Source organism: Acidimicrobiia bacterium (assembly GCA_040289475.1).
In the GTDB taxonomy this organism is placed as follows: Bacteria; Actinomycetota; Acidimicrobiia; order ATN3; family PSLF01; genus PSLF01.
The window spans coordinates 1-26,085 of the sequence record PSLF01000003.1; the positions used below are offsets into that span (position 1 = coordinate 1).

General features: G+C 54.6%; 20 protein-coding genes. 13 read left to right on the top strand and 7 right to left on the bottom strand.

What is annotated here, in order from left to right:
• The first annotated feature begins 81 nt into the window (after positions 1-81).
• From C4318_02380 to C4318_02395, 4 genes are all read left to right on the top strand, one after another.
• Positions 82-2,166 (top strand): thioredoxin domain-containing protein, encoded by a 2,085-nt coding sequence (locus tag C4318_02380; GenBank protein ID MER3453990.1) that lies wholly within the window; start codon positions 82-84, stop codon positions 2,164-2,166.
• A gap of 105 nt (positions 2,167-2,271) precedes the next feature.
• Positions 2,272-2,811: a nicotinamidase gene (locus C4318_02385; GenBank protein MER3453991.1), complete on the top strand. Its 540-nt coding sequence runs from the start codon at positions 2,272-2,274 to the stop codon at positions 2,809-2,811.
• 353 nt (positions 2,812-3,164) lie between these two features.
• Positions 3,165-4,106, top strand: a complete 942-nt coding sequence (locus tag C4318_02390; GenBank protein ID MER3453992.1) for an RNA polymerase subunit sigma-70 — start codon at positions 3,165-3,167, stop codon at positions 4,104-4,106.
• 143 nt (positions 4,107-4,249) lie between these two features.
• A complete protein-coding gene (locus C4318_02395) occupies positions 4,250-4,948 on the top strand; it encodes a hypothetical protein (GenBank protein MER3453993.1) in 699 nt (232 codons plus the stop codon).
• A gap of 44 nt (positions 4,949-4,992) precedes the next feature.
• On the opposite strand, the gene C4318_02400 is transcribed toward C4318_02395, so the two are convergent.
• A complete protein-coding gene (locus C4318_02400) occupies positions 4,993-6,222 on the bottom strand; it encodes a hypothetical protein (GenBank protein ID MER3453994.1) in 1,230 nt (409 codons plus the stop codon).
• A 227-nt stretch (positions 6,223-6,449) separates the two neighbouring features.
• Between C4318_02400 and C4318_02405 the strand changes: the two genes are divergently transcribed.
• Positions 6,450-7,907: a hypothetical protein gene (locus C4318_02405; protein ID MER3453995.1), complete on the top strand. Its 1,458-nt coding sequence runs from the start codon at positions 6,450-6,452 to the stop codon at positions 7,905-7,907.
• 55 nt (positions 7,908-7,962) lie between these two features.
• On the opposite strand, the gene C4318_02410 is transcribed toward C4318_02405, so the two are convergent.
• The 5 genes from C4318_02410 to mviN all read right to left on the bottom strand — a co-directional run bounded on the left by C4318_02410 (position 7,963) and on the right by mviN (position 13,747).
• Positions 7,963-9,309 (bottom strand): hypothetical protein, encoded by a 1,347-nt coding sequence (locus tag C4318_02410; GenBank protein ID MER3453996.1) that lies wholly within the window; start codon positions 9,307-9,309, stop codon positions 7,963-7,965.
• Positions 9,306-9,776 (bottom strand): hypothetical protein, encoded by a 471-nt coding sequence (locus C4318_02415; GenBank protein ID MER3453997.1) that lies wholly within the window; start codon positions 9,774-9,776, stop codon positions 9,306-9,308. The genes C4318_02410 and C4318_02415 overlap by 4 nt, the downstream gene beginning before the upstream one ends.
• A complete protein-coding gene (locus tag C4318_02420; GenBank protein ID MER3453998.1) occupies positions 9,773-10,345 on the bottom strand; it encodes a hypothetical protein in 573 nt (190 codons plus the stop codon). The genes C4318_02415 and C4318_02420 overlap by 4 nt, the downstream gene beginning before the upstream one ends.
• 250 nt (positions 10,346-10,595) lie before the next feature.
• On the bottom strand, positions 10,596-11,990 hold the full coding sequence (locus tag C4318_02425) for a hypothetical protein (GenBank protein MER3453999.1): 1,395 nt from the start codon (positions 11,988-11,990) through the stop codon (positions 10,596-10,598).
• A complete protein-coding gene (gene mviN, locus C4318_02430) occupies positions 11,987-13,747 on the bottom strand; it encodes a murein biosynthesis integral membrane protein MurJ (protein ID MER3454000.1) in 1,761 nt (586 codons plus the stop codon). Before mviN ends, C4318_02425 begins: the two co-directional genes overlap by 4 nt.
• A 94-nt stretch (positions 13,748-13,841) precedes the next feature.
• Between mviN and C4318_02435 the strand changes: the two genes are divergently transcribed.
• The 8 genes from C4318_02435 (at position 13,842) to C4318_02470 (ending at position 22,256) form a co-directional block, all read left to right on the top strand.
• Positions 13,842-15,356: an acetyl-CoA acetyltransferase gene (locus C4318_02435; protein ID MER3454001.1), complete on the top strand. Its 1,515-nt coding sequence runs from the start codon at positions 13,842-13,844 to the stop codon at positions 15,354-15,356.
• A complete protein-coding gene (locus C4318_02440; protein MER3454002.1) occupies positions 15,328-16,152 on the top strand; it encodes a hypothetical protein in 825 nt (274 codons plus the stop codon). Before C4318_02435 ends, C4318_02440 begins: the two co-directional genes overlap by 29 nt.
• A gap of 97 nt (positions 16,153-16,249) precedes the next feature.
• Positions 16,250-17,233, top strand: a complete 984-nt coding sequence (locus C4318_02445; GenBank protein MER3454003.1) for a hypothetical protein — start codon at positions 16,250-16,252, stop codon at positions 17,231-17,233.
• A gap of 54 nt (positions 17,234-17,287) precedes the next feature.
• Positions 17,288-18,070, top strand: coding sequence for a hypothetical protein (locus C4318_02450; GenBank protein MER3454004.1), 783 nt, complete (start codon positions 17,288-17,290; stop codon positions 18,068-18,070).
• Complete coding sequence (locus tag C4318_02455; protein MER3454005.1) at positions 18,067-19,305, top strand: hypothetical protein; 1,239 nt, start codon at positions 18,067-18,069, stop codon at positions 19,303-19,305. Before C4318_02450 ends, C4318_02455 begins: the two co-directional genes overlap by 4 nt.
• The gene (locus C4318_02460; GenBank protein MER3454006.1) at positions 19,302-20,648 is read left to right on the top strand and encodes a hypothetical protein; all 1,347 of its coding nucleotides are present in this window, start codon (positions 19,302-19,304) and stop codon (positions 20,646-20,648) included. The genes C4318_02455 and C4318_02460 overlap by 4 nt, the downstream gene beginning before the upstream one ends.
• A gap of 131 nt (positions 20,649-20,779) precedes the next feature.
• The gene (locus tag C4318_02465) at positions 20,780-21,703 is read left to right on the top strand and encodes a hypothetical protein (GenBank protein ID MER3454007.1); all 924 of its coding nucleotides are present in this window, start codon (positions 20,780-20,782) and stop codon (positions 21,701-21,703) included.
• 109 nt (positions 21,704-21,812) lie between these two features.
• Positions 21,813-22,256 (top strand): hypothetical protein, encoded by a 444-nt coding sequence (locus tag C4318_02470; GenBank protein ID MER3454008.1) that lies wholly within the window; start codon positions 21,813-21,815, stop codon positions 22,254-22,256.
• Between the two features lie 19 nt (positions 22,257-22,275).
• On the opposite strand, the gene C4318_02475 is transcribed toward C4318_02470, so the two are convergent.
• Positions 22,276-25,992, bottom strand: a complete 3,717-nt coding sequence (locus tag C4318_02475; protein ID MER3454009.1) for a DNA polymerase III subunit alpha — start codon at positions 25,990-25,992, stop codon at positions 22,276-22,278.
• Positions 25,993-26,085: the final 93 nt, after the last annotated feature.

Sequence of the window (26,085 nt, forward strand, 5' to 3'; positions counted from 1 at the left end):
ATCCATCGAAGACTGCGTAGCATAGGATAACTACGGTGAACGTAGCAGGCTTGCAATTCAAAAGCTGCCAAACATCGTGCTATTCAGCGCTCAAAATGGGCGGGAGGAACTTTGGCTAATAGACTCGTTGACTCGACCAGTCCTTATCTTCTCCAACATAAAGACAACCCGGTCGACTGGTTCCCCTGGGGTCCGGAACCCTTCGAGGAAGCACGTAGGCGAGATGTTCCTGTGCTCGTCTCGGTCGGTTACTCCTCGTGCCACTGGTGCCATGTAATGGCGCATGAGAGCTTCGAGGATCCCGAGACGGCAAGCATCATGAACGAGCGGTTCGTCAATGTCAAAGTTGACAGGGAGGAACGTCCAGACGTCGACGAAGTGTACATGACAGCCCTTCAAGCAATGACAGGTCATGGCGGATGGCCCATGACTGTCTTTTGCACCCCAGAAGGAAAGCCTTTTTTTGCAGGGACGTACTTCCCTAAAACAGAGCGCGGAGGATTGCCGTCTTTTAAGGACTTGTTGATTGCTATCTCCGAAACTTATGCCAAGAACAGAGGAGAGGTCGTCGAGCAAGCCGAAAAACTCGCAAAACTACTCGAACCTCCAACCCTAGATGCGAAGAAAAACGAAGGTCTTGAGCTCAAGCGAGTCCGCGACTTAATCGAAACAGCTTTCGAGGCTTTATTTGCCAACTTCGACGAGGAGTTCGGGGGATTCGGGGGAGCCCCTAAGTTTCCTCAGGCGCCCAACTTAGAATTCATCCTAAGGTACCACTGGGCGAGCAGCGACCCCAGAGCCCGACGCGTTTTACGATCTACCTTGGATGCCATGGCTCTGGGAGGTCTGTACGACCAGATCGCAGGTGGCTTTTTTAGGTACTCGGTTGACCGGCGGTGGGTCATTCCGCACTTCGAAAAAATGCTGTACGACAATGCGCAGCTAGCGCGGGTGTACCTGTGGGCCGGGCAGCACTTTGGATCGACGTTTTACCGCCGGATCGCGTGCGAAACCGCAGACTTTGTAATCGACACCCTCACAGATCCACAGGGAGGATTCTGCTCAGCCTTGGACGCAGACACCTATGGGGTCGAAGGAGGTACGTACACCTTCAGCTACGAAGAGCTCAAGGAAATCCTTCCCGAGAACCACCTTGACTTCGCCGTCAATTACTTTGGAGTATCCAGAGAAGGTAACTTCGAAGGAACCAACCACCTCAGGGCTCGCGTACCTGCAGAAGATCTCTCAGAAACAGATCGGCAAACGCTACAGCAAATACGCCAGGTACTTCTCGAAGTTCGAAAAAACCGTTCTCAACCTAACTGCGATGACAAAGTGATCGCATCGTGGAACGGCCTCGCAATCCATGCCCTCGCCGACATCGGGCGAGCGACTGCGAACACAAAATATTTAGATGCTGCCGTGTCATGCGCCACGTTCATCAAAGAGAAAATGGTAGGTCCGTTGGGATTGGTGCACACATGGAGGAAAGGGAAGACATCTCCTCAATGCTTCTCGACCGACCTCGCTTCGGTTGGTCTTGGCTGCATAGCAGTGTTCGAAGCAACTGGAGATTGGGGATGGGCGTGTTACGCTCGAGACCTTGCTTTATCGATCGTCGAAAACTTCATAGATACGAAAGACGGTCTAGTATTCCTCACCCCTGAGCACGATGTGGTCGAGTCGGGCCTCATCTCTAGACCCAAACCCTTGCTAGACAATGCCGAGCCCGGTCCCAACTCTTTGTCCGCAATGCTCTTGTTTAAGCTAGCTCGCCTCTTTGATGACGCCTCGCTACAGGACGCCGCTAACCGTATCGTCCACGCCCTATCTCCTGTTGCGGGGCGCCATCCGTCCGCTTTCGGCGGCTTTCTTTCAGCCGTGCTCTTCAACTCTCGTCCTCCAGCTGAAATTGTGATCGCTGGGGAAGTTTCCGAAGAAATGCGCGCCCAGGTTCTCTCGAGCTATCTTCCCGATGTCACCTTTGTATCGGGAATAGATAAGGCGCCAGAAGGCCTACCGTTAATAGAAGGAAAGCAAAGAACGAGCGGACAAGGCGCGGTTTATGTCTGCTCTAACTACGTGTGCGAGGAGCCGTCGACCGAGCCGTCGGCCCTCAGGAGGGCCATTGCAAATCTATCCGCTCGCGAAATGACAGTCGCGTAGCGACTCTAAAAAGCCGGTTTCCGCACGGCTACTGATCGGATTTGCGAGCACACGTGCATTAGAGAGTTAGACGAAGTGCAACACGGGCAAAGGAGGGTGGCGCAAATGGGAAATAAGGCATTGCTCGTCATCGACGTCCAAAATGACTTTGTTCCTGGGGGGGCTCTAGCTGTACCGGGAGGCGACAAGGTCGTCGACGAGATAAACGAAATGATGCCGTCTTTCGACAGAGTAATCCTTACACAGGACTGGCACCCCCCTGACGACCCATCGTTCCAGGCGTTCGGCGGTCCCTGGCCCCCACACTGCATTCAGGGAACCGAGGGAGCGGAGTTACACGCCCGGCTCTCAAAAGACAAGGCTCACCATCTAGTGAGGGCAAGCGTCAACAACAAAACGTCGGGGACCGACCTTGCAGAGTACTTGAACAACAACGACGTCGATGAAGTGACGGTCGCAGGTCTAGCCTTAGATTACTGTGTGAGAGAGACCGCTCTCGCCCTCGCTGACAAGGGTTTCAAGGTTAAAGTGCACTTGCCGGCGACTCGGGCAATCGCTGCTGACACCGCAGCGAGAGCGCTAGAGGACTTCAAAGCCGCTGGCATCGAAACCGTCGGCAGCCTTGAGGACGCGTTGGCCACCTAGGAGACCTTGCAAAAAAGCTCCTGCAGGCCCCGTAAAAAAGCAGTCTCCCTGAGTGGGTCGTGAGCCTTGAAAGAAGTAGAAGAATTTGGAATTGGTGCTCTAGATCACTCAAAAAATTGAAACTCAAGGCTAATGATATTGTTATCTGGGACGATAGATTGTTTAGGACCGCTGGAGTGTTTAGCGACGTCCCCTAAACAGGGACAGTCGCAAGCATCTGCACTGTTATAAATGAAGGGTTCGGCAGCAGGGCAATGGAGGATGGGCGTCAGCTGGTCCTCTGCAAAGAGGGGTCCTTGCTCCAGCGCATTAGGTAGCCGAAGTAGCAGACAGAGTATCAGCGGGAGGGCTGAATGGCGAGAGTACGCAAAGAGGCTCTCGAGAGTGAAGATCTTCTAGGTCAATACTTAAAAGAGATTGGACGTCACACCCTCCTGACACAGCGAGACGAGGTGGAGCTCGCCAAAGCGATCGAAGCCGGTGTCGAAGCCAAAATGAAACTTGAGTCGTCCGACAAGAAACTTTCCAAAGAAGAACGGATAAAGCTGCAGAGGCTAGTGAGAGAGGGCGAAAAGGCCCGCAAGCGATTCTTGGAATCGAATCTCCGTCTGGTAGTTTCGATCGCCAAAAAGTACACCAACTCCTCGGGAATGCCGCTTCTCGACCTCATTCAGGAAGGTAACCTCGGCTTGATGAGGGCTGTAGAAAAGTTCGATTACCGACGCGGATTTAAGTTTTCCACCTACGCAACTTGGTGGATAAGGCAGGCAATCACCCGTGCTATAGCCGACAAGTCGCGAGTAATTCGCGTCCCAGTGCATATGACAGAGGTCGTAACCAAGCTAAATCAGGCACGCCAACGGCTTGAATCGGAGCTTGGCAGAAGACCATCAGATTACGAACTGGCCGAAGCGACACAGCTTCCAATAGAAAAGGTACGCCTGGCATTGGAGTCAATCTACGACGTTGCATCACTTCACGAAACCATTGGCGAGGACGAGGAGACCGAGCTGGAGGACTTCATAAAGGACTCCGATGCTCCCGACCCAGAACACGACGCTTTGCGAGCCACTTCCAAAGACGAGATTCGCAGGATCCTCCAGGTCCTAAAGCCGAGAGAAAGAGCCATCCTTGAGTTGCGTTTCGGTCTCGACTCTGGGGAAGAGCGTACTTTAGAAGAAGTCGGAAAAGAGTTCGGGCTTACGAGGGAGCGTATACGCCAGATAGAGGCGAAAGCTTTGTCAAAGCTTCGCCATCCCTCAATGGGAACGCTAGTCGTAGAACAGGCGTCCTGAGCTCTGGTAGCGAAGGTATCGACCGGGTTAGTCGGGGAGGTCCGACACTGCCTGGATGTACGTTTTGCGGGCACGCTAATCCACCGGACACGACTCGGTGCGAGTTGTGCGGTCAAGACCTCATACTCCCGCCGAGCCAAAGCATGGGGTTTCCGCAGACAGAGACTCCCTCGGGCGCTCAAGGAGGCGGCGCGGACCCCGGTTTTCTTGCGGGGACCCCTAGGGGCGCTACCCAAGAACTTTTTGACGCACGCGACGCGGCACCGTCTCGGTACGACATTACCCCGCCTCAGACTCCGAGTTCTCAAGAATCACTTCCTCCTCCTGGCTGGGGCCCGAAAGGATCGACTACCTCATGGAGCATTGCCAGTGGCCAATCCCCCACACCCGTAATCCCACCGGCCAAAGTTAAGAGAAAATCGGCCACTAAAAACCTGTGGAAGGAGTTACAGGGATATCTGAAGGTCTTGGCCATCCTGGCGGTGGCAGTCGCCGGAGTCGTCCTCTACTTACAGTCAAGGGCTAATTCTGCTGACCTCAAAGTCACGATTTTCGGGCCTCCAGAAGGCAAAATATCCGGCTCACTCGTCGTCAAAGATTCCGCTGGAGAACAGCTCGGTAGAAGAGAAGTCTCGGAAACTGGAGCCCGTTGTACCTTTTACAAACGGGTCGACCTAACCATCAGAGCTAAGAAGTCAAGCGACTACTACTTTGAATGGGACGGTGTGACGGGTAATTCGCTCTCCGACGGAGAACTTCGTTCCAAAGGATATGCGCTTGTTTTAGACATTCGGCGAGGGACGCCGTACGTTACAGCGGGAGCCCCCTCCCAAGTGTGCTAGCCGAGGTCGAGTCTTAAGCCCCAGCATGCCTCCTATTCCAGGCATTAGCGGATGGCTGCCTGCAATAGCCACAGTGCCAGGATTACAACAACTATAAAGGCTGCGATCCCACCGCCGAACAGAAGCCATTTCGGGACTTGACTCCGAGAAATTCCTGCGGTTGGGCTCGCAGTTACAGGGCCATGAGAAGTAGTAAGCACACCTGATGGGGGAAGCGTGGAGGCGACTTTTGGCGGAGGAGGCAGTGTAATTCTTCCAGCCGCCAAAGCATCGGCGGCAGCCGTACTAGGGGATGCCCGCCCGCCAAGCGATGACGATGTAGCCGGCGCGCTCGCCTGGCTCCGAGATACCGGTCCTGTAGTACTTGGCGCACTGTCATATACAGCAATGCCTGGGACAGACACCCCACTTTCAAGTTGACCCGAGGAGGCCGCCGTGAAGAAATCTGCATATCGGTCCGGTGCCTCGGTCCTTCCAAGCTCCATAGCGGCTGCAAGTTCCTCGGCTGTCGGCCTTTCTTTTGGATCTTTTGAGAGGGCCCTCGTAAGGACTGGACGCAGAGATGCTCCCACAGGAATCTGGGAGAGGTCGGGGTCTTCCTTCATGACCTTGGTGAGGATTTCTTTGACGTCCGATCCCTCAAAAAGATCCCGTCCGATAAGGGAGAAAACAAATACACAAGCCGTGGCAAAGATGTCACTAGCCGGTGTGGCTTCCTGGCCAAGAATTTGCTCGGGAGCCATGTAGCCAGGCGTCCCTAACACAGGTTCCTTCTTTATCGCGCCTCTCAGCTGCTGCAACTGAGCGAGTCCGAAATCCAAAATCTTTGTTTTGTCGCCAGCGATGATCACGTTCTCTGGCTTGATATCGCGATGCACCATCCCTAAGGAGTGCGCTGCTTGCAGTCCTCTGGCAACCTGGGCACAAACATCGCAAGCTTTGGAAAGCTCGAACGGGCCATTCGCCTCGACCAGATCTCGTACCGTCTTACCGTCGACGAACTCCATGACAATGTATGGGGGCTTGGCGTCCACTACGTCGTAGAGAGTTACAACGTTAGGATGTGCAAGCTTGGCTGCAGCACGAGCTTCGATCAGAAATCGCTGAATAATCAGACTGGCCTCCATCCCACCTGCGTCGACGAGCTCGCGGGATATCATTTTTATAGCGACAGGACGGTCCAATAGCGTGTCATGAGCCTTTACGACGACCCCCATGCCGCCGCGGCCTAACTCCCCTTGAATGCTAAAGCGTTCATCAAGAAGACGTTCCATCGCCCTACCTGTGGTATTTTTGACCTGTCCCCAGACCCTTCATCTCGGCAAGTTCATTCTACCCGGATGAGTGCGCGTACTCCGAGATCTGCTGTTAGTGCACTTCTGGTTTCGGCATCCTACATCGCAGTATTGACATATCCTTTTTTGTGCAGTGAAGATAATCGAGCTCACGAACAGCCGATTCTGAGGAAGGATCATTGCGCTTCACTCGATCCCCCGTCTACATGCTGAGTACGCGATTGAGATTCGGTAAGCTTTTGAGATCGTCGGTCACAAGAACACTCGCCTCGAGCTTCGAACCACGCGAGAGTAAAGGTATCTCCGAACAGATCCGTGGCAGAAGAATATCGTTCTCGAACATACTTCGCATTTTTGAACAACTCGGCGACCCAGGGGTTGAAGCATGGTTCGCTCTCGCCGTAGACGGCGATTACGAGTTAGCAAAGAACCGAGCCGAAGATGCCCTGGCCCGTGATCCATCCTCTAGATTCGCACACAGCGCTCTCGCTGAGATCGCTGTCTTCAGCTCCCGGTTTGACATAGCCGCCCAACACATCCAAAAAGCTATTTCTTACAACCCTCACAACAAGTGGCTCCGCCTGACCCTAGCAGACATCTATATAGAGGGCAAGGAGCTGGAAAAGGCCATAAGTCTGCTCGAGGAATCTCAAGATATTCCGGGGCTGGAGCGCCACGTGTATAAACGCTTGGCACGGCTCTATTACCGTATAGGCAATCTACCTGCCTCGTTGTTTTGGCAAGAAAAATTGGTGGGGCTTGCTCCCGACTACCTCGTTTATGCCTCCGATTACCTGTTGCTGGCATGGCTGCAACTGCGCGTCATAGCCGACGCTGATCAAGCCCTCGACACTCTCAAAGCTGCTGCTCAGATCTATAAACGTAATCCTCGAATAAAAGAAGCGATTCTTTGCCTGGAGAAATCCACAGCCTTAGAGACCCAAGATCGAGCTCTCTATTTCGGAGAGGACACAGCGAAGTCTTTCCTGCCTCAGCTTTCATCCACTCAAGCCTTGAAAGTAGAGGGTTTTCCCAAAGTGTCTTGCATACCTGTACATACGCCGCTGGTTACCATGCACACCGACATCATTTCACTCATAGACGCGGCTACTGGCACAACGAGAGAGGCGGATGACACCGTGGCGATCTCGGAGTCGGTTCTAGCCATAGCTCAGGGACGGGCGATACCACTGGAACTAGTAGACCCCGGCCCGATATCTCGATTCCTATGCAAGTTCGTGGGGAAGGAAGGACCTCTTCACAGCCCCGAGGGCATGCAAGGCGCGGTGTTCGAAGCCGGAGCCGTCAAGATTGTTGTCGCAGCAACAGCTGGTGGACTTGCAAGGCTATCCGGCAGGAAAGGTGTCTTTTACAAAATCGCTGGCCCCCGATGCGCGATGATCGACGATGTTGCCGCTTGCATGCCGCCCTTCGATCACCACCTCATACTTGGACCTTCCAATCCCGATAAGTTTGCCGAGATCGCAGCAGCGACATTGGGGTGCAGGGTGTGCGTTGTCGACGCAAACAACAAGACTGGGGCATGGGTAGTAGGTGCATCCAAAGGGGTAAATAGGACTTCGTTAGAAAAAGTATTACGTAACAACCCCGCCGGCAACGAGGACGAACAGACGCCCGTAGTTCTTATAAAAGGGTTCAAATAGCCAAAAGACTACCTCTATAGAGTTGGCTCAAGTCGTCCTGTGATATATAGAAGACTCAGCCAGAAAAGTACGCTGAGGCGAAGTAAGCCATTGTTAGAGCCGTACCGACGAGCCCATGAAGAGCAATGTTCTTGCTCATAGCGGGCATCAGTCCGTACGGACTGTCGTAATTGTCCCGCATCCCTCTGTACACGACTATAGCCAAGGGCGCGGGCAACAAAGATAGAAGAGCCAACGTTGGCATCAGTCCGATGGCGACACCGATTACAACCGATAAGAATGCAGCTGCGGCCGCAATCGCGTACCCCCGAAGAATTGCTTCGCGAGAAAACCGCACAGCCACAGTATTTTTGCCCGCCAGCGCGTCGGCATTCCGATCTGGGACTTGATTCACGTAGAGAATCAGCATCACCAGAATCGCAACTGGTATCGAGGCATAAAGAGCCTCAATTGATAGCTTGCGGGCAACCACATAATAGGACCCTGCGACGACGATCGGTCCGAATCCCGTTGCCACAGCAAGATCACCAAGACCCCGATAGGCCAACCTGAGCGGCGGCGCGGTGTAAAAAAAGGCCAGTAAAACTCCGATACCACCTATCGCCAGCAAAGCGGGGCCTCTAAAGACCGACAATACCACTCCGATTACACACCCCGCTACCATCAGCCCGGCCCCCCACCCCAGCATCGCTTTCTCAGATACCAGACCGTACTGTAGCACCCTTGACCCTCCGCTGTATGGGGTAGGGGTCACATTCATCTGATCCGCTCCTGAGACGCTATCGAAGTAGTCGTTGAGCATGTTCAGCCCGATATGAACCAGAGACGCACCGATCAGAGCTACAGCAGTGAACCACGAAGCCGAGTATCCCTGCCAGCGGGCGACGGCAGCTCCAAGGAGCACTGGTATTACTGTTGCCGTAAGGAACGGAGCTCTGGTGGCGAGAAACATTTTCCATAGAAGAGGAAGCCGGGGCTGAATCTCCTTACCCTCCGTACGCGACAGCGACTCGAGATAAGCCCGGCCTCGACCCACTGAACGCTCGCAGTATTCGAAGAAGGGCACGACCGATTCGTCCCACCCACTAATTCGCTCGGCTTTGACTTCGAAGACATCCCCCTTCGGCTCGAGCCTGCCCTCTACAGTCAGGTATCTTCTGTCGACGTAGCCAAAGTCTTCGACGGGCTTTATGTGACTGAAAATGACAGTCACGCGGCGCCCTGGGTGCATATCCGGCGGCCTGGAAATCGGATCCAGGACTACCGAGGCCTCGGAGTCTCCCGAACGAAAATCGGCTGGTACGCTCATCGGGTAGTCGTCATCGTCAATGTAGGTGACTATCGCCTTGGCGTACCCTTCCAAATCGATTGCGTGCGATCTAGAAGGCGCTTCCACCATCATGACTCCCTCCGCCACACGAACACGCGTTTCGGCGTGATTTCAATGATCGCCCGCTCCCAAAAGAGCGGCATTGCAAAGCGCTTCTTCAGAAATACGTCAACAGAGGGTTCCTTCTGCCTCCACAGCGGTAGTAGCCTCATCCATCCTTCGTGAAGGTCATCGTCGATCACCGCCGCCTCTCCCTGGATTGTTGCTCCAGCAAGCTCGGTCCCAGATACAGCGCTTGGATCAGAGATGCTTACGGCCACCTTTGGGTTAGCTTTTATATGCTCCAGTTTTTTGCTGAAAAGGACGCTAGAAGTCATATAGATCTTCTCGCCGTCAAAGAGAGGAATCAGCGGGTACGAAACAACGCGTCCTCCTCCGGCTATCACCGAGAGCTCCGCCACGAGAGCTCGTATCAGCAGGTGTTCCACTTCCGGCGAAACCTCTGATAGCCGGGTCGGAGAAACGGTCTCGTCGTTCATTTGCCCGACACCTCCTTGTTCGGTCGGGATTGCTGATCCCGCGCTCTGCGGGAGTGTATCGACACCACAGCCCCGGCTCGTCGCGCCTCGTCTGGCTCCCACGTTTTTCCTGAACTGAATGCTGCCATCCCGCTCTCGACGGCGGATGCGAACTGTTCGAGAGCCTCTACTTTCGCCCTGATTTGATCGGAGTATGAGCTTTCCTCCAGAGCACGCTTAGTCTCTTCGACGGTGGCAATAACCTGGCGCAAGTTCCACCTAAAGCGCCTCTCGACGATTTCCTGGAGAACTCGCCAAAAGTCCGAAGCTCCCTCGTAGTGATCCTTTCTAGAACCGGGGACAGCAACCCGTCGGACAAGCTGCCATTCGAGAAGGGGCTTCATGTTGACCGAGACGCTACTTTTGGCAATTTGAAGAGATTCAGCGATCTCTTCAAGGTCCACTGGGGCTTGTCGCAAGTAGACGAAGGCGAATAGTCTCCCTTGCGCTTGAGTAAGTACGCCAGAGGTCGCCGCGGCCACTCCTATCCCGTCAATGAAAACTTTTTCAGCTCGGGACAAAATCGCCACGCCTAGGTCACCTCCGTTCGCAAGCTGAAGCCTTCATCTCTCCAAGATCTTCAATCTGGGTGCGTTCCGTCTGCTTAGCCCTTCGAGAGCCTTAGAGATAATTTGTTAATTTCAGAAGATTCGAAATGTTTAGAACATACAGCACTCTTCGGTCAAATTCCCCATGCCGATCGAAAGCGAGAGGACTCCCTACACAATCGAGTCTCGCTCTCCTCGACTGGTGTATGGCAGTTTCTATGCAGTTCTTCACCTATCGGCGTAAAATCTCTGCTGCGACTTCTCCGACCATCTCCAACGCGGAGCCGGACAGCCCCTGGTGTACAGGGATGCCCAAGAGCCTTTCCCTTGCCGCTCGAGTATCGCTTATGAATTGCTCCGGGGTTGACCGATGTGGTACAGGCCATACCTCGACTACCCTTACTCCCCTCTCGAAAAAAGCCGCGACTGCCGCTCTTCGGTCAGGGCACTCCACCGGCAGAAAGAGCGGAACTGTCCCCGGTGGCAACTCGTGCAAGCCCTCTGGAACGAACTCACCTAGGTCAAATTCCCAAACGAGCCTGGTGTAGTTGCCGCGACGCGCCGCTGCTACAGCAGATGGCCACTGGCCCGCGAGCACAAAATACGAGAGCAGAGCCGCCCGAGAAGCAGCCGATGCCAAAGCGGATTCCGAAATAGTCCATGCGCCCTCGTTTTCATCGACAGCGAATATGGCTCTGGACAACTCGCCGTCCAATGCTGCTTTCTCCGACCTCGACAACTGTGACACTGCTCGGGCAGCAACGGTGGCTATCCACCGATCCCCTCCGGCAATAGAGAGAAGTAATTGAGAAGCCAAGGTACGGGCGTTGGCCACCGAGAATGTGCGCGCACGTCCGAGCGGCGCCGCTGCAGCACCCACCTTGCCGTACAGCCACAGCGCACCTCCATCGAGAGTTCCTAAGCTCTTGCGGATCGAAAAGATTGCTGCTGTGCCTTTGGACCCAATTGCCGATCCATCTGGATACTTTGAATACAGGGCTTGAGCAGCGTCTTCAATTACCATCCCAAGGCGCGTCGCCCCGCCACCGAATACGCCTCCTTGCTCGGTGCCCAACTCGTCTAGACGGACACCATCTCGAGCATCAGAATCGCTTCCCGACTCGACTCGACCGTTCTCTGGCGGAGGCCATATCCCCTCTACTATCGGGGGAAACCCGAAAAAGGAAACGACATAGCAAACGCACGACCGGCAGGAAGATTCGTAAAAACTCTCGCAATCCACTGTCAGATCTGGCTTCACCCGGTAGAAGTTAGGCTTTAGACCAGCGCGCAGCAACGCCTCTATTTCGGAGCCACAGTGATATGACGGTACCGCCACCGAGTGCGGACCACCACAGCGACAATTCAAAGCAAGAGCACGGCCCGCTAGGTAGACAGCCCCGCGTCCAAGATGTAGTAGGTACGAGTTTCCGCGGAACTCGGGGACTCGCACGTTGTCAGTGAGATCGTAAAAGTGGGAGCGACCAAGGAGAAGCTGCGGATCAATGGATCCGCGCTCGAAAAAGCCACACAGGGCCTGGGGTTGGATCAGCTGAAGAAAGGCTCCCCGCAGCGCCGATCTCACGTCAAATGGGGGGTATGTGGTGACGAGCGAGGCTTGTCTCAACCCGAGACTCGGCGTCCCACTGGGGCCTCTTCGACGTCTGCGAAGAGTTCCTTAGGATTTAGAATCCTTTTGATTATCGCTAGGTCTTCCATTCGCGTAACCACTCCCCACAAAACAAATGCGGCCAAAATGGCAGCGCCGCCCACCGATAGCTCGACAATTCTCGACAAGCTAACATCTCCAATAGCTTCGATCCACGGGCGGAGCTTAGCCAAAACGATCCATCCCGCCGCAGCGCAGAGCGCGCCCGCAAAGAATATTTGCAACAGGGGAGTTGCCAGCCGCCTGCCGACCTCCCTCTGATGTAATCGGCGAAACAACACCCAGCCCGACACTGCCGAACCTATGAAGTAGCCCAAGCTGTGCGCCAACGCTAGACCGGCAATCTGAAAACGCGGATACAAAACAAAGTCGAGAGCCACTGTGACGCCGACTTCTAGCAAATTCAACACAAAGGGGGTTTTCGAGTCGTGAATCGCATAGAAGCATCGAACTGTCAGCACCCAGAGCGAGAAAGGGATAATCCCGACCGCGAAAGCAGCCAATGTCGAAGCGACCAGTTGAGAAGAGTTCGCAGACATGACGCCCCGCTCCAATAACAGGGCGACAGCCGGGCGGCCGAGCACCAAATAGGCAGCGGTCATCGGCGCCAACAAAACGCTCACTGCCCTTACTGCGCGGACCAGCCGTCGGGCTAAAAGATTGACCCGTTTCTCCACCCACAATCCCGCGATGCTCGGCACGACGGCTGTGATTATGGAAATCGCAACCAACCCGATAGGAAGCTGAAAGAAAGCGAACGCAATGAAATAGGCCGTAGGTCCGCCTTGCACTCCGTTGGCGAGCACCAGCGCGATCGCGAATCCGATTTGATTGGTAACGACAAAACCGAAAATCCACGAAGAGAGGCGCAACAGCTTGGGCCAAGAGCTTTGCCCGAGGTGCGCGAATCCCCGTCGAATACTTATCGAAAGTGGCAATCTTTTTACAGCAGGCCACTGAGCCGCCGCCATCGCAGCAACTCCGCCAGCAGTACCCAGAGCCATGATGAACATCCCGAGTGGCGGCGGCGTTCCGGCAGCAGCGATTTGTTTCGGCGTGATCTTGGCAAAAACTAGGAAAGTAGCAATCACCACTATGTTGTTGGCAATCGGCGAAAAGGCCGTCGCGACAAAACGGTGATAAGAATTGAGCAGTGCCGCTGTTACGGCTGTGTATCCGTAAAAGACGATCTCTGTAGCGAAGAACCTAAAGAAAAACGTCGCTTGATACTTTTGCACTTCCCTCGTGTCTTCTCGGAGTCGAAACGCGAAAAGATTTATCAATAACGGGGCAGCAACGATTGCTACGAAAGTGACGAGTAGGAGAGCTCCCATGGTTCCGACAAAAAGCGACGAGACTCGAGCCGATGCCTCTTGATCGTCGCGAGCAGTCTTTATGTCTTCGACAAGAACAGGGATGAAAACGGATGTGAGCACTCCTCCCAAGATCAGCTCGTAAACCACGTTGGGCAATGTGTTGGCTATGTTGAAGGAGTCAGCAAGCCTGCTTTCTGCTACCCCAATCGCGTAAGCCATTGCTGCGAGGCGACCCAAACCCGTGACACGCGAAAGGAAAGTTCCCACAGCCATTATTAGGGCGGGACGGCTCAGCGATCCCTTCCTCGAAGGCTCTGGCCATGCCGAAGGCGATGAATCGGTCGTCGAGGCCAGTTCGACAACTCTCTTTTCATCTATTGAAGGTGTGCCATTCAGCATGTCTTGGTTACCATCAAGTAACTAATTTAGTAGCGCGTCCGTCGTGCAGATACCGATTCCAGCCACAAGCATGCACTCTCTCGAGGAGGGTTATATGAATCCTCGGCAACCGGTCATTGTGGGGGTGGGTCAAATCACTAATCGCCCGAAAAGCCCCCAAAAACTCGTAACTCCAATGGAACTGATGGAATGGGCAGCTCGGGCTGCGCTTGGAGATACAGGAGCTGCCAACCTTCACCGCAAGATCGATACCGTCTTTGTCGTCAACATAATCTCCTGGACATACTCGAATCCTCCCGGAGAACTCGCCCGCCGTCTAGAAGCCGAGCCCAAGCTCACCGGTTATACAGCGATCGGAGGTAACTCTCCCCAATGGCTCATGAACAAGGCGTGCTCCCTAATTTCCAACGGTAACAGCGATGTTGTTTTGATAGCTGGTGCCGAAGCTTTCGCATCTGGAGCGCAGGCCCGCAACTTCGGAGTCAAGCTAGACAGAGGAGATCGATCTAGCCAACCCGAAACCATAGGCGACGCGAGGCCAGGTCTTTCGCCAGAAGAAATGTCGATGCAACTAGTGACCCCTGGGCAAATTTACCCAATCCTCGAAAACGCATTTCGGGCCTCCTTGGGACGTCCAATCGACGCCCACCAAAAGGAGCTTGGACGCTTGTTCGAGTCGTTCAATGAGGTCGCAAGGTCAAACCCTTTGGCATGGTTCTCTGAGCCAAGGACAGCTGAAGAGATCGAAAAGCCAAGCATCAACAACCGAGTTACCGCTTTTCCATACACCAAATATATGAACGCCGTCATAAAAGTTGATCAAGCAGCTGCCCTAGTCGTCACCTCGGTTGAGGCCGCCGAGGCTTGTAGGATTCCCAAAGACAAGTGGGTGTTTCCGGTCGCAGGCGCCGACCTGAACGACGTCTGGTTTTTCTCGAGGCGTCCCGATATCGCTAGGTCGCCGGCAATTCGTGAGTGCGGCAAGGCAGTCTTTGAAGCAGCGGGTGCGGGCCCCGACGACATCGAATTCGTAGACCTTTACTCTTGCTTCCCTGTAGCAGTGGAGATCGCCTCGCTAGAGCTAGGATTGACTGCGAGCTCAGACCGCCCGCTAACACTCACTGGCGGTCTCCCCTATTTTGGAGGCCCAGGAAATAACTACACTTCTCATGCCATAGCTCATGCCGTAGAGCGGCTGCGCCAAAGCGAGACGGCTTTGGCACTTTGCACCGGGCTTGGCTGGTTCGTCACCAAGCACTCACTCGGCATATACTCCGCCAGTCCTCCCCAAAACCTGTTCATCCACCCAGACCTCTCCCGACATCAGCAGCGGATTGACTCGACCGAGATACCATGGATAGCGGGCGAGGAACGCGTGGATGGGAAGATTATCGGCTATACAGTACTCTACGACCGCGCTTCAAATCCCGAAAGGGCACCAGCAATCATAGAGACCCTTGAGGAACAACCCCGGCGAGCGCTAGCCGATATCCCCCTCGAGTACATAGAAGACCCTTGGAGTCAGGAAATGGTAGGGGTAATAGGAGTTCTAGACCCGGTCGCCAAGCCTCGGCCTCAGTTTGTCCCCGGAGACACAGGTGTCACCTGATCCCAGCCCAAACACCAAGAACTCATACTGGAGATCGGAGATCAAAGAAGGCTCGATTCTTCTGGTGCGTTTCGAGAGACCGCCCGCTAACAGACTCAATGCTGAGTCGCTCCGAGAGCTTTCAAAGCTACTGGACAAAACCGAGGCAGACACTTCACTCAAGTGCGTGGTGATCGCCTCTGGAGTCGACGGCTATTTTATATCTGACACCGAAGACAGCGAGTGGGAGAAGATCAGATCGTCCGAGAGCCCTCAAACAGAGCTGGTTCCCTGGCACCGAGCGTGCTCAAGACTGGTATCGCATCCCCTTCCGACCATAGCAGCTATCGATGGAGTGGTGTCAGGAGCCGGCATCGACATTGTCCTATGTGCTGACATCCGAGTGGCAGGGCCACAAACCCAATTGGACTTTTCGGAGTACGCCTCAAGAAGAACTATCCCCTACAGCGGTGCAACCCAACGCTTGCCACGGCTAGTTGGTAAGGCCAGAGCGCTCGAGCTGATCATCGGAGGTAGCAGCGTTTCGGCGAACGACGCCGTCGCTTATGGGCTAGTTCAGAGAGTGGCCGATTACTCCGCTCTAGAGGAGGCCCTTGGCCTTGCAAGAGCAGTATCTACTTTGGATCGGCAGATGGTGACGGCTGCTAAAACAGCCGTCTTTAGCTCCGAAGTACCAATAGCCGAGGGCCTGGCGCTCGAGTCCCGCCTTGCGGTATCTCTCATAGCAGCCCGCGCAAGGACTAGCCCAGAGGCAACAGGGATAGACAATGCCGACACGAATTCGAAGAACCTCTAAACGTGAGAGGCACTCCGGTACCGATCTCGCACATATCGACTTGGATAGAGCCGTTTGTGACTAAAATCCATGGGATTTGTAACCAGCCGCAGACACGATGACCGAAACCAAAAATGTCTTCAAAGCCAAGAACGCCAGCGATGCGAGAGAGTCTTTTGTGGCTGGAGATTTTGACTGGGAGTTGAATTCCAAAAAATCGAAGAGAAGACCGATCGCCATAGTCACAGTAGCAGTAGTCGCTGCGTCGGTCCTTTTGTTCGCACGCTTAGCCTCATCAGACTCAGGCAAAATCAAAACCGTTCGCGCTGACAACGGAACCGTTGAGCGGCGCCTATTGCTGGAGGGTAGAGCAAAGCCTGCCCAGACCTACTCACTCAGCTTTCCGATTCCCGCCGCAGACGACAACGTCGGTCCAAACATCGCAGAAGTTCTTGTAAAGGCTGGTGACCGTGTGTCCTCGGGTCAAATTCTCGCCCGGCTAGAGGGAGAACACGTCGAGTCTGCTCTAGTGCGCTCACCAACCGACGGCGTCGTTGTAGAAGTAAGAGGAGCTGCGGGGGCTCCGCCCCCAGCGGGAGCTGTCGTGGTCGTAAGAACCCTTGATCTAGTCGCCGAGTTCGAGCTTACTGAGGCGAATCTGTCTGAGCTGAAGGAGGGAATGGAAGCGACCATGACCGTCCCGGTTCTTTCGCAGTCGATTCCTACGGTGATCGAAAAACTCCCCCAGGACCCGAAGAGCTCCGTCCCCTTCTCGGTGTCATTGGGCTCTGCTCAGGGAGGAGGAACACAAAGCGGCTCAGACCAAGCCCTCAACTACCCTCTAGAAATCCCGCTCCCTCGCATCGATGGGCTGAGGCCTGGGATGACAGTAGACCTCGATGTCTTGGTGGCTCGAAAGACAGATGTTCTGGTAGTCCCACAAACAGCCATACGCTATGACCAAGATGGAGCGTTCGTGGAGGTCGTGGATGGTCGTAAAACACATCCCGTGAGAGTCAAAACAGGTCTTTCCGATCAGTCTAATATCGAGATATTGGAGGGACTGAGTGGCGGCGAAAACGTGGTCATCCAAGGGAACTAGTAGACCTGAGCCGATGCTTCGACAGGTCTAGGAGTTGAACAAAAAGGCGGACATTTGGCCGAAGAAAGCGTCATCTCCCTAGAAGCGGTTAGAAAAATCTATGGTAGAGGACGCGCGGCCGTAGAAGCTCTGCGGGGCATCGACTTTCAGGTGCGAAAAGGGGAATACGTAGCGGTTGTCGGGCCCTCTGGATCGGGTAAGTCCACGTTGATGAACATCATCGGATGTTTGGACCGACCGACCTCTGGAGTCTATCGACTTGGAGGCCTTGAAGTTCAGCGCCTCTCAGACGATGTGTTAGCGAGGGTCAGAAACCACCAGATTGGTTTTGTATTCCAGAACTTCAACTTGCTTCCGCGGGCTACGGCCATAGAAAACGTCGAACTTCCGCTTGTCTATCGAGGCATGCCACGGCGCAAGCGCCATTCTCTTGCAATCGAGATGCTCGAAAGAGTCGACCTGGCAGACAGAATTAACCACACCCCGGCCCAACTGTCAGGTGGCGAACAGCAGCGAGTAGCAATTGCCCGAGCCTTGGTTACCAATCCGCTAATAGTGCTTGCAGACGAACCGACAGGTAACTTAGACACCGCTCGATCAGCCGAGATATTGAAAATCTTCGACGAGCTGCATGCCGAGGGTCGGACTATCGTGATGATCACGCACGAGCCTGACGTAGCAGCAAGAGCACACCGCAACGTCCGTATCCGAGACGGAGAGATCATATCCGACTCGTCATTGGGTGGCGACAATGACGAAGAAAAAATCATAGACCCTCGGTCATCTTTGGGAAATCGGACGCATTCGGCTGATCACTCGAGTGGGGGACGCCAGTGAGGTTTTATCAGGCGGTTCCGTTGGCTGTCGATTTTGTACGCCGCAACAAGATGCGGGCCGCGCTCACTGCCTTGGGAATAGTCATAGGGATAGCCTCCGTCGTTGCCCTGGTATCATCGGGTCAGGCCGCTCAACGCTCAGTGATCGGCCAGATAAGCTCTCTGGGACCGGACCTTGCATTCATACTTCCGTTTCCGCCGGTGAAGGTGCGGCGCCTCCAGGGTCCGCCGGCGATAGCGAGAGCGGGATCTTTAGGCTCCCTCACCCTCCAGGACGCATACGCAATAAGAGACTCCGTTCCCGGGCTTCGAGGGGTCGCGCCGGAAATCCAGGCAAATGTACCAGTCACCTCAGGGGATGTACGCCTTCAGGCTCGAGTGCTGGGGACGACAGCGGAGTACGAGACAATCCGTAACGCAAAGGTGACAGCTGGACGGTTTTTCTCAAGCCGTGAGGAACGCCTAGGTCAGAACCTTGCAGTGATTGGTCCTGATATAGCCTCGCAGCTAGGTCCCGCTGGAGTACCAGGAGGCGAGATTACTATAGGTAGCCGTCCGTTCCGCATAGTAGGCGTCCTCGGTGCGAGGGGAACCATGGGGGGTGTCAACTTAGACGAGATGGTGATCGTTCCTGCACCAGCCGCGAAGGCGCTTGTAGTCGGAGACGACAGAGTGGTAGTGATATCGGTGTCAGTAGCAGGAGGAGGCACCTCACCTCAAGGAAAAGCTACTCTCGAAAGAATCGCCGCTTTGCTTCGAAGCAGACACAACATCCAACCCGGTAGTACCGACGACTTCAACATCACGACTCAAGAGGACATCCTTCAGACAGCACAGTCGATAACCACAATCATGACAGTACTGTTAGGGGCTATTGCCTCGATCTCGCTTTTAGTGGGTGGGATTGGGGTGATGAACATAATGTTGGTCTCGGTCACCGAGCGCACTAGAGAAATCGGACTTCGCAAAGCAATTGGTGCAAGAAGGAGAGACATTCTCCTCCAGTTTCTAGCTGAATCGGTCGGGCTCACCGTAGTAGGAGGAATAGTAGGAGTACTTATAGGCTCAGTCGCAGCCGTCGCAATAGTTCGAAGCATGGAACTGCAAGGGGGCGCCTCCCCAATGGCCATTTCAATGGCATTCATCGTGTCGGCAGCGGTAGGTATCTTTTTCGGCGTCTACCCCGCTTACAAGGCTTCAAAGCTAGAGCCTATCGAGGCACTGAGGTACGAATGAGCACAATTCGGGTTGGGACTGGGCGATGGCGGCGGTTCTGCGCGGTAGCAATCTCTCTGTCGGCTACCCTAGGAGCCTTTCTGTGTCTGTTACCATCCCCTGCCTTGGCGGTTCCCGTGCTGACTCCAGTGATCCGCACCGACCTATCCTCCTCCGCACTAGTTGGTGGAGTCGTAGTTCCAGAGGTGTCTACTCCGCTCTACTTCTCTCCCTTGGCTATATCAGCAGGCGCCGGCAGATCGCGGAGAGTAAAGGCGGTTCATGTAAGAGCAGGACAAGTCGTTTCCCAGGGAGCTGTACTTGCCGAGCTGGACGGCGACGACCTTTATCAGCGCCTCGACCAGGCTCGGAGCGCGTTGGCTCGAGCCCAAGAAGCACAGCGCCAGGCCGAGGCTGCCAGAAGGGCTCAAGAGGCCCGTCTCGCTCAGTTAGGCGAGCAACTCTCGCAGGCACAGTCCACAGCTGAGAAAGCTTCAGTTACGGCCGGACAAACCCAGAGTCGCTGTGTTTTGCTGGCTACGTCCCTTGTCGCCAACGCTATAGAGGAGTCCGCGTCGCTACCGCCACCCCCACCCTCTCCTTCCTTGGACGCTATGCCAAAGACCAAGGCCGCACTCGCCGCGCTCGAGCAGTGCCAAGCAGACCTTGCCAAGGAGTCGACTACATTGGGAGCGTCCACAGCCACGGCGCAACTTCTTCAGGCACAGCTATCGTCGCTCTCGTCATCTCGCAGCCAGGTGTCTGCACTAGCAGGACAAGTTTCCGCCGCCAGAAAAAACGTCGAACAAGTGCAGCGCCTCATCGACGCTCTCGCAATTTCTGCTCCCTACGACGGAGTCGTCTCGGCCGTCAACATAAAAGAGGGCGGAAATTTGGAACAAGGCATACCGGCGTTCGAGTTTCGAACCACCAAGTTGGTCGCCAGGGCCGACCTGGCGGAAGGAGATCTATTAGGAGTAGTTAGAGGGTCCTCGGCCTTAGTCTCTATTAGGTCTGCCCAGATCGAATTCACAACGACCGTAAAGTCGATTTCTGAGGATCCGCGAGGCTCCCGAGGGGGACCTGTGTCCTACCCTGCTTTCTTCGATCTTCCCCCCAATCCCTCCATAAAACCTGGGCAACTCGTACGAGTCAAGATAGTCGTGGAGACCCGAAGGGGGGTGCTGGTAGTACCCTCGAGTGCCGTCACTGAGAGCAAGGGACTCTACTACGTATTGGTATCAAAGGACGGGAGGGACGAGCCTAGACGAGTCGTTCCAGGACTAAGTGACGAGAATCTGACAGAGATAGTCCAGGGTCTGGAAGAAGGAGAAATGGTGCGCACACTCGCGCCAAAGCTGTAGCTCTGCCTCCCGCACCTCCTCGACACACACATTGTCGCGACGCCGCGAATTCTTGCCGATTCATTACTGTGCTATTCGTTGCTCAAGATCGAGCGGTGACTTTGTCGATACCGGAGGAAGGAGGTGGCACAATGGTTGAATTATCGCCCGCCGTATCTACACTCGGCCAAAACTCGGATGCAAAAGTCGGCTGCCTTCCTCCACCCCTTGTGCCCGTCGTACCCTATCTTCCGCCGCTGCTACAAGGTGAGCAACCCTACTACCACCACCTGATCACCGTAAAGCCGGCCGAGGGCGCCACCGCGGCCAGAGTAGTTCTGAGGCGATATGCTTGGACGGCTTCTTCGGAGGGGAACAGATGGGAACTGATGGAAATCGACCCTCTAGAACTACATGTACAAGAGTCGACGCCGTTCATTGTTGCGGGTCCTCTCGCACTAAACCCCGAGTGTCCGCAACTGTGGACACTGCAAGAGGCACGGGCTGCCTCCATTTCGATTTCGTCTATACCTAGGCAGCCAGGTCTGCCCACTTTGCAGCTTATGCCAGGCGTGTCACCTCCGGAGAGAGCACCTTATGTTCTCGCTCTGCACCCATCGATGGCATTACCCAGAACCGATCAACCCTCTGCGTGCCGCATTGAGGTGTACCCTCTAACTTCGTCAGCATCGTTTGCCTTCCGACTTCGCCTCTATTCTCGAGGAGAGACCAAGGGAGAGACGCCGTTTCTTTTTCAGGCCGCGGTGCGCCAGCCCAAAGCATGGGAGATTTCTCACGGACACAGGATTTCAGAGGTCGATCCTTCCACCGGCACCTCATCGCAAGTCGTGGAGGCAACCTATGAGTCAGGGGATATGAGCCCCGTTCTAACGGTCTTTTCCGGCCGGTTGCTGGCCGTATTCATGTGGAAGCCTGCCCAGAATTTAGCGGTCACCAACGCAGCTGCCCTGATTCCCGAGGATCTTCCCCAAGACCTCCCTATCCTTCGCCAGCTCTCGCTTTCCGACTTCGCCCGCGAAGGTTTTCGTTCAGGGTATGCCACGGGTTACAGCTGAAAAGGCTTCGTCTTACTTTTTTTCCCACCGAATCTACTAAGATCTCCGCTACGTCCAGGTACGATCTGCTTCCGACTAGTGCAACCTTTGGGCGAGGTGAAAAGACGAGATGCGAGAAGTGAAAACCACATATCCGGTTCGAGTGCCTCTCCAGACACGCTTCTCTGACACAGATGCATCCGGACACATCAACAACGTCGCTTTGATGGCCTACTTTGAGCTGGGGCGGGCGCATTACTTCAAGGCGCTAAAGGGCGAGTTCAATAGCCGTGGTAGAGGATTCATCCTCGGCAGCATTGAAGCAACTTTCAGAAAACAAGCATTCTTTGGGGACGATCTTGAGGTAGAAGCGGGTATATGCGGCATCGGCCGATCTTCTTTTAAGATCTCATGCCGCATAGTCAACCGAAAGACCGGTCATCTCATTGCTGAATCGGAAGCGACCGTGGTGAGCTTTGATTTTTCAAAGGGGCGCACTACCCCTCTGTCCGAGGAATGGAAGCGGCTTGTCGCAAAGCTTGAGGGAGTGGAGCTTGAGGAGCCCACACAGTAACACTTTCAGCACCAGTGATCTAGTGATGACCTAGTGACCTAGAAAAACGGGATTGCTCAAGGGAGATCGCTGGTCCCAACTCCGAGACCAGCTCCGCCTCGAAAGCAGGAGTGGGATTCACCCACAAGCGCTGATCAACTCTGTAAGCACTGCCGATCGACCCGCCGGCACAGACCCTTATCACCACTGGAGTATCGCCCCGGTGGCGCATCAGCACGCTTTTCAATCGCTTTATGCAAGACTCCACTTCTTCTGCCCCCACGTTCTCAGCGTCCACTCTGATCTGTACCGAGGACGTTCCATTAGGAGGACCGGTTTGCACAGGTAACACTGAACGTCTTTCTTCATCATCGAAGAGGTCCTGTGCGTTTGAGTCCAGCCCCATACTCAGACAATCCCGGTCGTAGCTGCCGTCGATTTCCAAAAACGCCGTTTCATTAGAGACAGCGTCTGTACCGGCACTAACAGCTCCGCCGTCGGTTAACTTCTCGTTGTCAACCTGCCCTACCTCTCTCGACAGCTCTGGCGAATCGAGATCGAGAAGCGCCTCGGCCACCAGCACGCGCCCGTCCTCTCTTGCCTCCAACCGCCCTTTGACAACTACAACTGCGTGTTCTTCTATGCGGTTATGGTAGTCCCTCGCTACCTTCGGAAAGCAGACAACCTCGATAGAGCCGGTCAGGTCTTCCAACACAAAGCTGAACATCTGCTCGCCCTTTCTGGTGAAGCGAGGCCGAAGCGCAGTAAGGCACCCAGCAACAGCGTACCGACCGTCCGGAGCCTCCATGAGGTCTGCGATCGTCACCCTAAAGACCTCTTTTATCTTTGCCTGGACCTCCAAGAGCGGATGATCGCTCACATACAGTCCCAGCATTTCCCTTTCATAAGACAGCTTGGTTTCGCGATCCCATTCTTCGTTACCCACTCCGTGGTTGTGTTTGAATGCTGGCCCCGAAGGCACCTCAGCGAAAAGCGAGTACTGGCCTTCTTGCTCCATGCGCCGGCGTGCTACCACCTCTTCGACGATGGCGAATGCTCGCTCCAGTAAAGACTTTCGGGCATATCCCATCGAGTCGAAAGCGCCTGCTTTGATCGCTGCTTCCAAGATGCGCTTGTTGAGTACCGAGATATCGACTCGCTCGCAAAAATCGACAAAACTCTCGAATAGGCCCGCCTCTCTCGCCCTGAGAATCAATTCGCCCGCAGACTCGCCGAGGTTGCGGATCGCCGAGAGGCCGTAGATAATTTCTCCATTCTTTACGGTGAAGTCGATATCGGAAAAATTTACATCTGGCGGTCTCACTGTAATCCCCATAGACCTGCACTCGGCCAGGTACCTAGCTGTCTTGTCTTTGTCGTCCTTTACAGAGCTAAGCAGAGCGGCAAAGTACTCGGCAGGAAAGTGAGCTTTGAGGTACGCGGTTTGGTAGGAGATCATCGCGTACCCGAAGGCATGGGACTTGTTGAAGCCGTAATCCGCAAATGGCTCTATGAGAGCAAAAAGCGACTCTGCGAAAGACCTGTCGTATCCCTGTGCCACGCAACCTTCGATAAACTCGTCTCTTTGAGCTGCTACTAGCTCGGGGATTTTCTTACCCACCGCTTTTCGGAATGCATCAGCTTTGGCGAGGCTGAAGCCTGCGATCCGGGACGCGATCTCGATGACACTCTCCTGGTACACCAGAACACCGTAGGTTTCTCGCAATATGGGCTCGAGGTCTGGATGTGGATAGTCGATAGGCTCCCGTCCGTGCTTTCGATCCACATAGCGAGGAATATTGGCCATGGGACCCGGACGGTAAAGAGCAATAACCGCCGCTATTTCCTCTAGCGACGACGGCCGCAGGCTTCGCAGCAAACTGCGCATCTGGGATCCTTCGAGCTGAAACACACCCGCGGATTCGCCGCGCTGGAGCATCGCAAAGGTTTTTTCGTCGTCTAACGGAACAGCATCGACATCGATGTCTATACCCGTGGAAGCTCGTACTAGCTCCCTCGTCTTTTCGATAACCGACAGATTTCTCAGACCCAAAAAGTCGATCTTTAGTAAACCGAGCCGTTCTACGGCATCCATGTCGTACTGGGTGACGATCTCGACGTCCTCGCCCTTGCGCTGAACGGGCACTCTCTCAACCAAGGGCTCCGGACTTATCACCACGGCGGCAGCATGAATGGAGTCCTGCCTGCGAAGGCCTTCGAGGCCGACAGCGACGTCGACCACCCGCTTGACGTCCGGGTCACTTTCTACTGCCCCTCGTAGAGGAGCTGCGATTCTGTAGCTGTCCTCGAATCCAGGAGTTTCTTCTAGACAGGCCTTGAGCGGAGTCGACCTTCCCATCACTAGAGGAGGCATCATCTTGGCAATCCGGTCCCCCAGACCGTACGGATATCCCAGTACTCGAGCCGCGTCCCGCACGGCTGCTCGTGCCTTGATCGTCGAGAACGTGATGATCTGGGCTACGTGATCATGGCCATACTTTTCCGATACGTAGCGGATCATCTCCCCCCTATAACGCTCGTCGAAGTCCATGTCTATGTCGGGCATCTGGCGGCGGCCTGGATTCAAGAATCTCTCGAAAATCAGCCCGTAGCGCATGGGATCGATCTGGACAATCCCCAAACAGTAGGCCACGAGGCACCCCGAAGCCGATCCACGCCCTGGTCCTACCCTGATTCCCTTTTTCCGCGCGTAAGACACCAAATCCCAAACGATCAAGAAATACGAAGAGAAGCCCATCTCTGCTATAACTTCTAGCTCGTACTTCAGTCGACGACTTACTGCTTCGGAAAGCGGATCCCCATACCGTCTTACAGCGCCTTCGAATGCGAGCTTTCTGAGGTAGGAGTTTTCGTCGTACCCCTCGGGCACATCGAACTTGGGAAGCAGGTGTTCCCCAAACCCTATATCTATACCTACGCGCTCCGCAATCTCCAAAGTGTTGTCGCACGCCTCTGGTAAGTCTCGAAAGAGCTGGCGCATCTCCTCGGCAGACTTCAAGTAGAACTGGTCTGTCTCGAAGCGCATACGGTCGGTTTGATCGACAGTGGCACCTGTCTGGATGCAGAGCAAGACGTCTTGAATTACCGAGTCTTCCCTGCGGGTGTAATGACAGTCATTGGTAGCTACCAATGGAATTCCTAAATCTGTCGCCAAAGCCACCAGTTTTTTGTTCAGGCGGCGTTGGTCAGGAAGACCGTGGTCCATAACTTCTACGAAGAAATTTTCAGCACCAAAGATGTCTCGAAGCTCTGCGGCCTCTGCGACAGCTGCTTCGTACTCACCCTCGAGCAGTAGCTGTGGGACTATTCCTTTCAAACACCCAGTAGTTGCCACGATCCCCTGGTGATACTCGGACAGTAGCTCTTTGTCGATGCGTGGCTTGTACCAGTAACCGTCCAAGAACCCGCGGCTGGTCAGCTTCATGAGGTTCTTGTATCCGGTATTGTCTGTAGCCAATAGTGTCATGTGGTTGTAGCGGTGCCAATCTTCGCCTCTCCCCCGATCAAAACGGGAATTGCGCGCCACGTAAGCCTCCATCCCGATGATGGGCTTGATACCTGAGAACTTAGCCTCTGAATAGAAATCGATTGCGCCGTAAAGGACTCCGTGATCGGTAATAGCGATGGCTGGTTGCCCATCGCGGGCTGCCGCCCGGACAATCTCTGAAACTCTCGACGCCCCGTCGAGTAACGAGAATTCGGTATGTAGATGCAGGTGAACAAATGAAGAAGTCATCTATTACCCCGCAGGAGAAAAAGCCTGGAACGCCTCCGGTTGGCTGCAAATTTCGCCCTGAAACCACTTTTATTAGGCGTACCTAGCCCACTG